This is a genomic window from Pseudomonas sp. NPDC087346, from assembly GCF_044744235.1.
Classification (GTDB): Bacteria; Pseudomonadota; Gammaproteobacteria; order Pseudomonadales; family Pseudomonadaceae; genus Aquipseudomonas.
The window spans coordinates 88,063-101,959 of sequence record NZ_JBIUXX010000010.1 but is presented as its reverse complement, the minus strand read 5'-3'; the positions used below and the strand labels follow the sequence as shown (position 1 = coordinate 101,959).

General features: G+C 59.2%; 11 protein-coding genes. 4 read left to right on the top strand and 7 right to left on the bottom strand.

Annotated features, from left to right (window positions below):
* Positions 1-349 precede the first annotated feature (349 nt).
* Both ACIOZM_RS09045 and ACIOZM_RS09040 read left to right on the top strand, forming a co-directional pair.
* Positions 350-1,765 (top strand): purine-cytosine permease family protein, encoded by a 1,416-nt coding sequence (locus ACIOZM_RS09045; protein WP_401212239.1) that lies wholly within the window; start codon positions 350-352, stop codon positions 1,763-1,765.
* A 114-nt stretch (positions 1,766-1,879) separates the two neighbouring features.
* Positions 1,880-2,503, top strand: coding sequence for a glutathione S-transferase family protein (locus ACIOZM_RS09040; protein WP_401212236.1), 624 nt, complete (start codon positions 1,880-1,882; stop codon positions 2,501-2,503).
* A gap of 62 nt (positions 2,504-2,565) precedes the next feature.
* On the opposite strand, the gene ACIOZM_RS09035 is transcribed toward ACIOZM_RS09040, so the two are convergent.
* From ACIOZM_RS09035 to ACIOZM_RS09025, 3 genes are all read right to left on the bottom strand, one after another.
* Complete coding sequence (locus ACIOZM_RS09035) at positions 2,566-2,994, bottom strand: molybdopterin-binding protein (protein ID WP_401212233.1); 429 nt, start codon at positions 2,992-2,994, stop codon at positions 2,566-2,568.
* A gap of 98 nt (positions 2,995-3,092) precedes the next feature.
* Positions 3,093-3,755, bottom strand: a complete 663-nt coding sequence (locus tag ACIOZM_RS09030; protein WP_401212231.1) for a M24 family metallopeptidase — start codon at positions 3,753-3,755, stop codon at positions 3,093-3,095.
* A 79-nt stretch (positions 3,756-3,834) separates the two neighbouring features.
* A complete protein-coding gene (locus ACIOZM_RS09025; protein ID WP_401212415.1) occupies positions 3,835-4,716 on the bottom strand; it encodes a LysR family transcriptional regulator in 882 nt (293 codons plus the stop codon).
* 103 nt (positions 4,717-4,819) lie between these two features.
* Here ACIOZM_RS09025 and ACIOZM_RS09020 point away from each other — a divergent pair, with 103 nt between their 5' ends.
* The gene (locus tag ACIOZM_RS09020; protein ID WP_401212228.1) at positions 4,820-6,211 is read left to right on the top strand and encodes an aldehyde dehydrogenase family protein; all 1,392 of its coding nucleotides are present in this window, start codon (positions 4,820-4,822) and stop codon (positions 6,209-6,211) included.
* A 120-nt stretch (positions 6,212-6,331) separates the two neighbouring features.
* On the opposite strand, the gene ACIOZM_RS09015 is transcribed toward ACIOZM_RS09020, so the two are convergent.
* Entirely contained in the window at positions 6,332-9,358 is a 3,027-nt protein-coding gene (locus ACIOZM_RS09015) for an FAD-binding and (Fe-S)-binding domain-containing protein (protein WP_401212225.1), read from the bottom strand.
* A gap of 157 nt (positions 9,359-9,515) precedes the next feature.
* Here ACIOZM_RS09015 and ACIOZM_RS09010 point away from each other — a divergent pair, with 157 nt between their 5' ends.
* Positions 9,516-10,400, top strand: coding sequence for a LysR substrate-binding domain-containing protein (locus tag ACIOZM_RS09010; protein WP_401212222.1), 885 nt, complete (start codon positions 9,516-9,518; stop codon positions 10,398-10,400).
* A 115-nt stretch (positions 10,401-10,515) separates the two neighbouring features.
* On the opposite strand, the gene ACIOZM_RS09005 is transcribed toward ACIOZM_RS09010, so the two are convergent.
* From ACIOZM_RS09005 to ACIOZM_RS08995, 3 genes are all read right to left on the bottom strand, one after another.
* Positions 10,516-11,157, bottom strand: a complete 642-nt coding sequence (locus ACIOZM_RS09005; protein ID WP_401212219.1) for an RNA polymerase sigma factor — start codon at positions 11,155-11,157, stop codon at positions 10,516-10,518.
* A 333-nt stretch (positions 11,158-11,490) separates the two neighbouring features.
* Positions 11,491-12,096, bottom strand: a complete 606-nt coding sequence (locus tag ACIOZM_RS09000; RefSeq protein WP_401212216.1) for a DUF6338 family protein — start codon at positions 12,094-12,096, stop codon at positions 11,491-11,493.
* 119 nt (positions 12,097-12,215) lie between these two features.
* Positions 12,216-13,829, bottom strand: coding sequence for a GMC family oxidoreductase (locus ACIOZM_RS08995; protein ID WP_401212213.1), 1,614 nt, complete (start codon positions 13,827-13,829; stop codon positions 12,216-12,218).
* Positions 13,830-13,897: the final 68 nt, after the last annotated feature.

Sequence of the window (13,897 nt, the reverse complement as noted above, 5' to 3'; positions counted from 1 at the left end):
TCAGGTCAGGCAATGTTTTTTTGTAGTGATGAGTTTTATCTGTATTGACTGGATTTATCCGTGGCGAGGGGATTTATCCCCGTTGGACTGCGCAGCAGTCCCTTTTTCAGGGGTCGCTACGCAACCCAACGGGGATAAATCCCCTCGCCACGGGACACTGAATGTGGAGGTGAAACATACCCGACACCCCACAAACCCGGGGCATATATTTTTTAAGGTCTGAAGCAACAAACTTACTAATTTATCTATCCCGATGCTTTGCACATGATCGCTTCAACAAGAAATGCGCCGTCCGTGCCGGCGCTTACCGAAGTACGTCCACGTACTCATACTTGCCTTGGAGTTCGTCATGGCTACCCCTGCAACAACGTCGGCCCCGCTCATTGAAAAACACACGATTGGATACGTGCCCCCCGAAGATCGCCACGGAAAGGTCAGGGATCTGTTCACGCTCTGGTTCGGCGGCAACATCGCGCCGTTGCCCATCGTCACCGGCGCACTGGGCGTGCAGTTGTTCCACCTGAATCTGCTGTGGGGCATCGTCGCGATTCTGGTCGGCCATCTGGTCGGTGGCGTGCTGATGGCGCTGCACTCAGCGCAAGGCCCGCAGATGGGCATCCCGCAAATGATCCAGAGCCGTGCGCAGTTCGGTTCGCTCGGTGCCTTGCTGGTGGTACTGATTGCCGGGGTGATGTACATCGGCTTCTTCGCCTCCAACATCGTCCTCGCGGGCAAGTCGCTGCATGGCGTGGTCGATATCGTTCCAGTACCGGTCGGCATCGTTATCGGTGCCCTCGGTTCAGGGATCATCGGCATCATCGGCTATCGCTTCATTCACGTGCTCAACCGTATCGGCACCTGGGTGCTGGGAATCGGCATCGTCGTCGGTTTCGGCTACATCCTGACCCACGTGCAAACCGCCGACTTCCTCACCCGTGGCAGTTTCAACCTGTCCGGCTGGCTCGCCACCGTGTCGCTGGCGGCGTTGTGGCAGATCGCGTTTGCACCGTATGTTTCGGACTATTCGCGCTACTTGCCGGCCGATGTGAAGGTGTCTTCGACATTCTGGACCACCTATCTCGGCTCGACGCTGGGCTCGAGCCTGTCGTTCATCTTCGGCGCCGTTGCGGTGCTGGCGACGCCCGTGGGCATGGACACCATGGACGCGGTCAAACTCGCGACCGGCGCCATCGGCCCGCTGATGCTGGTGCTGTTCCTGCTCAGCGTAATCAGCCATAACGCGCTCAATCTGTATGGCGCGGTGCTGTCGCTGATTACCCTGGTGCAGACCTTCGCCTACCGCTGGATTCCGACTGCCAAGAGCCGTGCGGTGATTTCGATCATCGTCCTGCTGTCTTGCTGCGTCGCGGCAGTCGGTGCCTCGGCGGACTTCATCGGGCACTTCGTCGACATGGTTCTGGTGTTGTTGGTGGTGCTGGTGCCGTGGACGGCGATCAACCTGATCGACTTCTACGCGATCCACAAAGGCAAGTACGACATCAGCTCGATCTTCCAGGTCGACGGCGGCATCTACGGGCGCTACAACCCGCAAGCGTTGCTGGCCTATGCGATCGGCATCGCGGTGCAGATTCCGTTCATGAACACCCCGTTGTACGTCGGCCCGGTGTCGGCACACATCAACGGTGCGGATCTGTCGTGGCTGGTGGGGTTGCTGGTGACGTCGCCGCTGTACTTTTGGCTGGCCAGCCGTGACACCGCTTATCGTCGGCGGATGACGGGCGGCAAGTTGGTCAACAGTTTGTAAACGCTGCATCGATAAAAGCGAAGGCCCTCCAATGTGAGGGCCTTTGTCGTTCAGTGGATGCGCCATCGGCAGTGTGTTATTTGTTTTGCTCCCGACAAGTAACAAGGACGCGACATGCTACGGATTCTCGGCAGGGCTTCATCCATCAACGTACGCAAAGTCCTCTGGGCCTGCGAAGAATTGCAGATCCCGTTCGAGCGCGAAGACTGGGGCTCGGGTTTCAAATCGACGCAGTCAGCAGAGTTTCTCGCGCTGAATCCCTGCGCCATGGTGCCGGTGATTCAGGACGGTGATTTCACCCTGTGGGAATCGAACACGATCATTCGTTACCTGGCAGCGCAGTACGACGGCGCACAACTTTATCCGGCCGAAGCCAAGGCCCGGGCGCGGGTCGATCAGTGGATCGACTGGCAGGCTTCGGAGCTGAACCGCTCGTGGTCGTATGCGTTCATGTCGCTGGTGCGCAAGTCGCCTGACTATCAGGACAAGAGCGCGCTGGATGACGGGATCAAGCAGTGGTCGAAGAGCATGGGCATCCTTGATCAGCAACTGAAAAAAACCGGTGCCTATGTCAGCGGTGAGGCGTTTTCGCTGGCTGATATTCCCATCGGGCTGTCGGTCAATCGCTGGTTTGAAACGCCGCTCGCCCACCCGGAGTACGAGGCAGTCAATGCTTATTACGAGCGCCTGACCCAGCGCGAAGGTTTCCGCCTGCACGGCAGAAACGGTACGCCGTAACGAAAAAAACCTCTGACTCCAGCATCTGGAATCAGAGGTTTTTCATTGACCTGATCAGTAGATCAGGCTGGAACGCCCAAAATGATGTGCGAAGCCTTGATCACCGCAGTGGCGCTCACGCCCGCTGCCAGACCCAACTCGGCAACCGCATCGCGAGTCACGATCGAGTACACCTTCGAGCCACCGGCCAGCTCAATGACCACTTCGGCGTTGACGGCGCCATCGGTCACGCTCAGCACTTTGCCTTGCAGGCAGTTGCGAGCCGACAGGCGGATGTCGCTGGACTCGGTCATCAGCATCACCCAAGGCGCCTTGACCAGCGCGACGGCTTCTTTGCCGACGGCGATGCCGAGGTTCTTGACGCTTTCCATGGTCACGACTGCAACCAGTTGCTCACCGCCGGCCAGGGTCAGAACCACTTCGGCGTTGACTGCACCCGGCTGAACCTGGCTGACCTGACCTTTGAATACGTTGCGTGCGCTGACTTTCATGACGGGACGTCCTTTTTTTGACTTTGGAGTTAGGAAACGGCGTGCATCATCAAGTTTAGCGCTATGTACAAACAACTACAGCGCAACATTTTCTGAGATCAGATCAACAAATCTTCATAGAACGCACCGAACGGTCGCTCAGGGTGGGCGATCTGGATTTCCAGAATCCACACGCCAGCATTCGGCTTCTGATCGAAATCCCCCAGATTGCCACCGCGGTAAATCGCGTGAGGGAAATCGCTGACGCGATGGCCCTTGATGTCGAGGTTGAGTTTCCAGCCCATGGCATCCGCCTGATCGCTGGCGTAGCGGTACAACTCGACGCCGGATACACCTTCGCGCCAGAACGCCTCGACCCGGTCGAACAGCTCTTTGGCTGCGGCGGCGCAGGCGATCATTTCCGGGTCGGAGCCGGTGGTGAACGTCGCTCCGGCATCGCCTTCGTGCCCCTGCCAGACCACGCCCATGTCGATGAAGAAAATATCGTCCTCACCTAACACCGGATCACCCTCGGAGCGTTCCTTGAACGCCTTCAGCGTGTTGGCGCCGAAGCGGATCAGCAGCGGGTGCCAGATTCGGTCCATGCCCAGTTCGGCGAGGATTTCCTTGCCGCGCGCCTGTGCTTCGGATTCCAGCATGCCGGGTTTGATTACCTTGGCAATCGCGTCGACGGCGTTCCAGGTCAACTGCTGCGCGTGGCGCATGGTTTCCAGCACAAAACGCTCGCCTACCGCTTCTTTGCCGCTCAGGGCTGTGGTCATTTACGAAATCCTCATCACTGCGCTGTATAGTTTTTTATATTGCGAAACAGCGATCAAGATACAGCCATGACACAAAGTGTCAATTGCCTTCTGCGCGCATCACACCGCGCTCCTCCAGCAAGCGCACAAACATGCTCAAACTGCGCGACACCGTGCCCCGCCGCCACACCAGCCAGGTCGTCAAAAAGCGAAAATCCGGCGCCAGCGGCCAGACGCTGACCGTCGCGCAGCCGGGCATGCTCTGCAACATGCTGCGCGGCATCAGCGCCAGACCGGCACCGGCGCTGACGCAGGCGAGCATGCCGTGATAGGACTCCATCTCGAAGATCTTGCCCGGCACTGCTGCGTCGGTGCTGAACCATTTTTCGAAGTGATGGCGATAGGAGCAATTCGAACGGAAGGCATAGATGCTTTCACCGTTCACATCCCCCGCCCGCTGGATCGGCCCATGGTTGAGCGGCGCGATGATGACCATTTCTTCTTCGAACGCCGGGATGCCTTCCAGCGTCGGATGCAGCACCGGTCCATCGACAAACGCCGCCGCCAGTCGCCCGGACAACACACCGTCGATCATCGTCCCGGAGGGGCCGGTGGACAGGTCCAGATCGACCTTGGGATGGCGCTGGTTATACGCCGCGAGCAATTCGGGAATGCGCACCGCCGCCGTGCTTTCCAGCGAACCGAGGGCAAATGCGCCTTGCGGTTCTTCGCCGGCGACGGTGGCGCGGGCTTCTTGCACCAGATCGAGAATCCGCCGCGCGTATTCGAGAAAACTCCAGCCGGCGGGCGACAGGCGCAATCGACTTTTTTCGCGGATAAACAGATCGACGCCCAAGTCCTGCTCAAGCTGTTTGATTCGCGTGGTCAGGTTCGACGGCACGCGATGAATCTGCGTCGCGGCGGCGCTGATACTGCCGTGTTCGGCAACGGCTTTGAAAATTTCCAGCTGCACCAGATCCACAGTCATTCTCCAGTCGTGAACGAAACGATCATTATTATTCAGTTTCCAGAAAACAAACGGCACCCTACTCTAGGCCCATCCACTGAACATGCAGGACAAAGCCATGAGCCAGATTTCCAGCCAGACCCACGCTATCTCGATCAACCCCGCCACCGGCGAGCAGATCGGCCACTACGCATTTGAATCCCAGGCAGCCCTCGACGCCGCACTGACCCGCGCCGCGTTCGGTTTCTCGAAGTGGAAACGCAAGCCGCTGCAAGATCGCTCCCGTGCCCTGACCGCTCTAGCCGGTGCCTTGCGCGAAACCGCCGAAGCCATGGCAACCATGATCACCCTGGAAATGGGCAAGCCGATTGCTCAGGCCCGTGGCGAGATCGAAAAGTGCGCCAAGCTCTGCGAGTGGTACGCCGAACACGGCCCGGCCATGCTCAGCGCCGAACCGACGCAGGTTGAAGGTGGCAAGGCGCGCATCGAGTTTCGCCCGCTCGGCCCGATTCTCGCTGTGATGCCGTGGAACTTCCCGATCTGGCAAGTGCTGCGCGGCGCGGTGCCAGCGCTGATCGCCGGCAACACCTACGTGCTCAAGCATGCGCCGAACGTGATGGGCAGCGCTTACCTGCTGCGCGACGCTTTTACCCGCGCCGGTTTTGCCGATGGCGTGTTTGAAGTGATCAATGTCACCCCGGAAGGCGTTTCCAGCGCCATCGCCGACCCGCGCATCGCCGCCGTGACCCTGACCGGCAGCGTCCGCGCCGGTATGGCCATCGGTGCACAGGCCGGTGCTGCATTGAAGAAATGCGTGCTGGAACTGGGCGGTTCCGATCCGTTCATCGTGCTCAACGACGCCGATCTGGATGAAGCCGTGCAGGCTGCCGTCATCGGCCGTTACCAGAACTCCGGCCAGGTCTGCGCCGCCGCCAAACGCTTGATCATCGAAGAAGGCGTGATCGAAGAATTCACCCGCAAATTCGTCGAAGCCACGCGCAAATTGAAGGTCGGTGATCCTTTGGCCGCCGACACCTACATCGGCCCGATGGCGCGTTTCGATCTGCGTGATGAACTGGATCAACAAGTACGCGACACTCTGGAAGAAGGCGCGACCCTGCTGCTCGGCGGCGGCAAGGCCCAAGGCCCGGGCAACTACTACGAGCCGACTGTGCTGGCAGACGTCACTGACCGCATGACCTCGTTCAAACAGGAACTGTTCGGCCCGGTCGCCTCGATCATCACCGCCCGCGATTGTGCGCATGCCGTCGCACTGGCCAACGACAGCGAGTTCGGCCTGACCGCGACGATCTACACCGCCAATGTGCAACTGGCCCAGCAACTGACCAGCGAACTGGAAACCGGCGGCGTGTTCATCAACGGCTACTCCGCCAGCGACCCACGAGTGACCTTCGGCGGCGTGAAGAAAAGCGGTTTCGGCCGCGAGCTGTCGCACTTCGGCGTCCGCGAATTCTGCAACGCACAAACCGTGTGGCTGGATCGCAAATAACCCGGACACCGGTAGGAGCTGCGGCACGCTGCGATCTTTTGATTCTGATTTTAAAGATCTAAAGATCGCAGCGTGCCGCAGCTCCTACACGTTTGAGTCTGGGCAGCAGTCGGTAATCGCTTAGCGGCGCTGCACTTCAAGCAACACTTGCAACGGATGACGCACCGCCCGATCCGACTGGCGCTTGACCTGACTGCGGCACGAATAACCGGTGGCCAGCGCCTCGCCCTGCTCTGCCGGCGCATCAATCTGCCGTGCCCAGGATTGCTCGTAGATGACTGCCGACGTCTCGCGATTGCGCGCTTCGTGGCCGTAAGTGCCAGACATGCCGCAGCAGCCGGTAGCCTGCGTCGCCAGTTTCAACCCGGCACGTTCGAACACCTGTTCCCACTGTCGCGTCGCGGCGGGTGCGTTGGTTTTCTCGGTGCAATGCGCCAGCAGGCGGAACGCCTCAGCGCTGCGTGGAGCGGCTTGCTCGGGCATCACTTTGAGCAGCCATTCCTGCACCAACGCCACCTCAGGGCACGCCTGCATGCCCGGCACTTTCTGGTATTCCTGGCGATAAACCAGAGTCATCGCCGGGTCCAGCCCTACCAGCGGTACGCCGATATCCGCCAGTTCCCGAAGTTGCCCGGCATTGCGCAACGCCGCGCGGTTGAACGCGGTGAGGAAGCCCTGCACATGCAGTGGTTTGCCGTTGGCACTGAACGGCGCCAGATAAACCTGATAACCGAGCCGCGAAATCAGCTCCACCATGTCCGCCAGCAACGGCGCTTCGAAGTAGCGCGTGAAGGCGTCCTGCACCAACACCACACTGCGCTCGCGCTGCGCCTGAGTCAGCGCCGACAGGTTCTGCACCGTGGCCGGTTGCACCTGCCAACGACGCATCGCCGCGTGGAAATCGAAACGGCTGAGCAACGGCACGTCGATCATCCCGCCGAGCCGCTCAAGCATCCGACGACTGAACGCGGCGCCCATCAAACCGTTGTACAGCGGCGCGATCCGCGCCATGTAGGGAATGCTGTATTCCAGCGAGGCGATCAGATAATCCCGTGCCGGGCGCAGATAACGGCTGTGATACAGCTCGAGAAACCGCGAGCGAAACTCAGGCACATTGACCTTCACCGGGCATTGCCCCGCACAGGATTTGCACGCCAGGCAACCGGCCATGGCGTCGTAAACCTCATGGGAAAAATCCGCTGCCGGCGTGCGGCTGTTACGCCAGCGCTGCCACAAGGTGCTGAAAAACGCTGGTCGCCGAACCGCATCCGACAACACATCAACCCCCGCCTCGCCCTGCAACCGCAACCACTCGCGAATCAACGACGCCCGGCCCTTGGGCGACTGCGAACGTTCGCGGGTGGCTTTCCATGAAGGGCACATCGCGTCATCGGGATCGAAGTTGTAGCAGGCACCGTTGCCATTGCAATGCATGGCCGCGCCATAGCTTTGCCAGACTTTTTCGTCGATCTGCCGATCCAGCTCACCGCGCAGGGTTACTTCGTCGATCTTCAACAGTGTCGCGGCGACATTGGCCGGGGTGGCGATCTTGCCGGGGTTGAACTGATTGAACGGATCGAACGCAGCCTTCAACGCTTGCAGTGCGGGATACAGTTCACCGAAAAACGCTGGTACATATTCCGAACGCAGGCCTTTGCCGTGCTCGCCCCACAGCAGTCCGCCATAGCGTTGGGTCAGCGCGGCGACGCCATCGGACACCGGCCGTACCAGCGCCGCTTGTAGCGGGTCCTTCATGTCGAGAATCGGCCGTACGTGCAACACGCCGGCATCGACGTGACCGAACATGCCGTACTGCAAACCGTGGCTGTCGAGCAGCTCGCGCAGTTCGGCGATGTACTCGGCCAGATGCTGCGGCGGCACGGCGGTGTCCTCGACAAACGGCTGCGGCCGCGCTTCACCGGCGACGTTGCCGAGCAAACCGACCGCTCGCTTGCGCATGCCGTAAACCTTGCTCACCGCCGCCTGACCGACGGCCAGCGTATGTCCCAGTCGTTCGACAGTGCGGTCGCTGCTCAGGTGTTCGAGGAAGGTTTCGACCCGGCGTTGCAGATCGTCCGGATCGTCGCCGCAGAACTCCACCAGATTGATCCCCAGCGTCGGCCGCTCGGCGTTCTGCGGGAAGTATTCGGCGACGCCGTGCCAGACGATGTCCTGCATCGCCAGCAACAGCACTTTAGAATCGACGGTTTCAATCGACAGCGGCTTGAGCGCCATAAGTGCCCGTGCATCGCGCAGCGCATCCATGAATCCGGCGTAGCGGATGTTCACCAGCATGGTGTGTTTGGGGATCGGCAATACATTCAGCTTGGCCTCGACCACAAACCCCAGCGAACCTTCGGCGCCGCACAGCACGCTATTGAGGTTGAAGCGCTGGTCGGCTTCACGCAGATGCGCGAGGTCGTAACCGGTCAGGCAACGATTGAGATCAGGGAAGCGCTGCTTGATCAGCTCGCCCTGCTCATCAATGATCTGCCGCGCACAGCGATAGACTTCGCCGACCCGATCTTCGCGGGCGCAATATTCGGTGAGCTGATCTTCCTGCAGCGCACGACCGTGCAAATGTTCGCCGCCGCGCAGAATCATCTGCAATTCGAGCACATGGTCGCGGGTCTTGCCGTAGGTGCAACTGCCTTGCCCGCTGGCGTCGGTGTTGATCATGCCGCCGACGGTGGCGCGATTGGACGTCGACAGTTCCGGGGCGAAAAACAGCCCGGCGCTCTTCAGGGCCGCATTGAGCTGATCCTTGACCACCCCGGCCTGCACCCGCACCCAGCGCTGCTCGACGTTGATTTCCAGAATGCGGTTCATGTGCCGCGACAGATCGACAACGATGCCGTCGGTCAGCGACTGGCCGTTGGTCCCGGTGCCACCGCCCCGAGGCGTGATCACCACCTGCTGGAAGGCCGGCTCGGCAATCAGCCGCGCAACCCGCGCAACATCCTCGGCATCCATGGGGAACACCACTGCTTGCGGCAGGCGCTGATAGATCGAGTTATCAGTGGCCAACACCACGCGGCTGGCGTAATCGGCGCTGATCTCACCGCGAAAACCACTGGCCTTCAGGGCGTTGAGAAACTGTTGGTAATCGCTGGTCAGAGCGGTAGCGGGCGACAGTCGGGCAATCATCAGGTGTGAATCTCGGTTCAAATTCGGGCCGTGTGGCGGTGAACTGTTGTACGCAACGAATGATTGCGTCAGGCTCCGCCATCTAATACGCCCATGTTCAGCGCAGAACGCTGTCGGGACAAACGTAAAATCGACCCGCAATCCATGACTAAAACGAATGAATCCGCGAACGCTCACCCCTTCCATGTCGTTATTGCTGGCTTTTGAGGCTGCCGCCCGCCACGAAAGCTACACCCGTGCGGCTCATGAGTTGTCGCTGACGCAAAGCGCAGTCAGCCGCCAAGTGCAGATTCTCGAGAAGATGCTCGGCATGCGCCTGTTCAGTCGCGAAGGCCGGCAAGTGGTGCTGACGGATGTGGGGCGCATGTATCAGCGGGAACTCGCCGAAGCCCTTGGGCAGATCCGCAGCGCGACCCTGCAAGCCATGGCATTTGGTTCCGGCATTCACAGCCTGCGCCTGGCGACGCTGCCGACGTTCGGTTCGAAATGGTTACTGCCACGGCTCAAGGATTTCTACACTGCCCACCCCGGCATGACTGTGCACTTGCATTCACGCATCGAAGCCATCGACTTCGACACCAGCGAAATCGATGCCGCGATCTGCGTTGGCGGTGGTGAATGGCCGGGGCTGACCGCCCTGCCCCTGCACACCGAAGAACTGGTGGTGATTGCCAGCGCGCAATTGTCCGCCAGCGAACGCGGCGAAGCCGAACAGCACATCACCGGGCAATTGCTGCTCAATGTCAGCAGCAATGCGCAGGCCTGGGCCGAATGGTTCAGCCATCACGGTTTACCGCACCGCAGCATGCGCATCGGCCCGAGTTTCGAGATGACTGCGCATTTGATTCAGGCGGTGCGCGCCAATATCGGTGTCGGTCTGGTGCCACGGATTCTGGTCGAGGATGAATTGCTCAATGGTGAGTTGCTGCAACTGGGTGAACCGATTACCAGTCGACGCAGCTATTACCTGGTGTATCCGCCGCGCAACGAGGCGCTGCCATCGTTGAAGGCGTTTCGCGATTGGTTGTTGCATACGTTGTGAGTCGGGGTTGTGGCGCTGCTTACAATGCCTTCGCGAGCAAGCTCGCTCCCACACTGGATTGATGAGCAACTCAAATCCCGTGCAGGAGCGAGCCTGCTCGCGAAGAGGCCATCAATCACATACTGCCCGCTGACTGATAACGCTCTACCGCCGCAAACACACTGAGCCGCGCCCGATGCAGCAGCACCCGAGTGTTGGTCAGCGAGATATCCAGTAATTGCGCAATATCTTCCAGCTCCAGCCCCTGACGCTCCCGCAGCAACAGCACACTGCTCTGCGCATCAGACAATTCACGCAAAGCCTGCTCAAGGCATTCGCGCAATTGCTCCTCGCGCAGCAGCGCTTCGGGGGTGTCCTCATGCCAGGGTTGCGGCACGCCGGACCAGCGTCCACCGGTGCTGAATCGCTCCTCACCTGCACCACCAAATGACGCCGGCAAATCGTCGAGTACCGCGTCGCGGCGATTCTGTCCGTAACGGCATTTTGCGGCATTGGCGGTGATCGTCAGAATCCATGTCTTGAGACTCGACCGCCCCTGAAATCCCGCCAGCCCGCGAACAATCGCCAGCCAGGCTTCCTGCACCACATCATCCATGTGTTTGCGCCCGACAATCGCCGTCGCCACCGCACGCATGGCGCCCTGATAACGGTTGACCAGATCGACATAGGCCTGCTGCTCACCTCTGAGCAAGCGATCCAGAAAGCCAACATCGTCCGGTTGATGAAACGTTTCTTCGACAGTCCCTGACAGGCGCATTTCATTGATCATCCAAGGTATGACCGCTGGAAACCTGCATCCAGAGACGCAGGCACGCGTGCTTCTGAACTACATACGAAGCAGCGCTGGCAGTGGATGCACCTGGAGGGTATTAATTTTTTGCCCGGGGGCAATAAAAAACGCCGCTCAATGAGCGGCGTTTGGGTGTTGTGGCCAAAAGGAATGGCTTGGGATGAAAGTTTCCCGCTTTTTAGCGTTTCAGCGGTGGAGGCGCACTCGGCCCTTTGAAAAGAGGCTTCTCTAGCCGCTTGCCGTCCGGCCCAAAAAAAAGGCGCTCCAAATGCTTTGGCATTAGCTGCGGTGCTCTGGCAGTCATTGTGATCCCTCTAATGCAGCGCTGAATTCAACCCATTTAACCTTCGTGGAATCTATCAGCAAAAACTCGACACCAAAAGGCGTCGACTCGCCACCCGCATCAAGCCAGCATGGATTCTGCATCACGAACTGCCCACTGCCTGACTCGGGCGGCCACTCGACCGGCCAGCCTAGTACGCGCCTTTCGTCATTCAAATGCAGGGTGATGATCCGGTTGAATTGCGAGAATGCGCAGAACCATTCACTCGGATAAGAAGATTGTTTCGTTACGTTTCTGTTGCGCAACCACCTATGCAATTTGTCATTGGTAGCCAGGCAGCAGGCCGACAATCCCAGCAACAAAGAAAAAATGAATGCCCATGACGTCTCAGCCCTGGCATCCCATTGACCGATCGAGATCCCACTTGCTCCCACCCATAAACACAACGCACCAACCCCGGTTACAGCCCCATGAATCACAAACGTAAAAATCAGCGCCTGCACAATCTGACCAAACGTATCGGGTCGCTTGAACGCAGTGAGCGAGTAAAAGATCCACCCGGAAAGAAATCCGGGAATCAGATACTGCAATAACGGAATAACTTCTTTGACCAGATCATCCATGATCCGCGGCTCCTTGAAAGACATGCCGGCCCGATTGATGGCCGGCACTCCAAGCCTAGAGCACTCAAAGAAACCGCTCGCTTACAACTGTCACAGCTGATTACGCGAAACCGGAAAACCTACGCATCCTGCAAAATCAGATCCGCGCCCTTCTCCGCCACCATCAGCACCGCCGCATGGGTATTGCCCGAGGTCACGTTGGGGAAGATTGACGCGTCGACGATGCGCAAGCCTTGCAGGCCATGCACTTTCAGGCGCTTGTCGACCACCGAAGTCCGCTCGTCCGCACCCATCGCGCAGGAGCCGCACAAGTGATAGATCGAGCCGCAGTTGTCGCGGAAGTACTGCAACATTTGCTCATCGGTTTCCACCGTCGGGCCGGGCAGGACTTCATCGACAGTGATGTTCTTGAGCGCCGGCGCATTCATGATCTTGCGCATCAGACGGCTGCCCTGAATGACCTCATCGATGTCCTTTTGCGTGCTCAGATAGTTCGGGTCGATCAGTGCGGCATCACGCGGGTTTTTCGAAGCGATTTCAATGTGCCCGCGACTGGTAGGACGGCACGGATTGAAGCACAGCAGAAACCCTGAATAAGGCTCGGGCTTGAGGCTGGCCTTGTTGTTTTTCGGAATCTGGTAAGACAGCGGATTGAAGTACAACTGCAGGTTCGGGTAATTCTGTTGCGCATTGCCACGGAAGAAACCGCCGGCCTGATTCACGCTCATGGCCAGTGCGCCCTTGCGCGTCAGCAGGTATTTGATACCGAGTTTGAGCTGGCCGAACAGCGAACTGAGCTCATCGTTCAAGGTTGGAATATTGGCCTTGTAGTAATAGCTGGCGCACAGGTGATCCTGCAGGTTCTGCCCCACCGCCGGCAGGTGCTTGACCATCGGGATCTGATGCTTGGCCAACAATGCACTGTCGGCCACGCCGGACAATTGCAGGATTTTCGGCGTATCGACGGCGCCGGCGCAGAGGATCACTTCCTTGCGAGCGGTGAAGCTGCGCACCACGCCATGCTGGGTGATGGAAATCCCGGTGGCGCGTTGCTGCGATTCGTCGAACAGCACGCGATCCACCAGCGCGTAATGCTCGACCGTCAGATTCGGTCGGCTTAGCGCCGGGTGCAGATGAGCGAAGCTGCTGGAGCAACGCTGACCGTTTTTAGTGTTGACGTCATACAGGCCGGCACCCTCGAATTTCGCCCCGTTGAAATCTTCGCTGCGCGGATAACCCAATTCAGAGCATCCGTCGAGAAATACATCGCAGATCGGGTGCGTCTGGCCTTTCATCGGAGTGATGCTGATCGGGCCACTGCCACCGTGATATTCGCTGTCGCCCAGCGGATGGTTTTCCAGTTTGCGGAAGTACGGCAGCACGTCCTTGAAACCCCAGCCATCGTTGCCGTTGGCCGCCCAATCGTCGAAATCATGGGCCTGACCCCGCACGTAAATCATCGCGTTGATCGAGCCCGAGCCGCCCTGCACCTTGCCGCGCGGGGCATAAATTTCGCGGTTGTTGAGCTGTTTCTGCGGCTGGCTGTAATACATCCAGTTGAAGGTCGGGTTGTAATACATTTTGGCGAAACCGACCGGGATCTTGAACCACAGCGAGCTGTCCTTGCCGCCTGCTTCCAGCAACAGCACGCTGTGTTTGCCCGAGGCCGAGAGCCGGTTGGCCAAAACGCATCCGGCCGCGCCGGCGCCAGCGATGATGTAGTCGTATGTCATGTACGGTTACCGCGTAAGTCGTTGTACAAAAACCGCCATCCCCCAGGGGTTGGCGTAGCATTCGGATC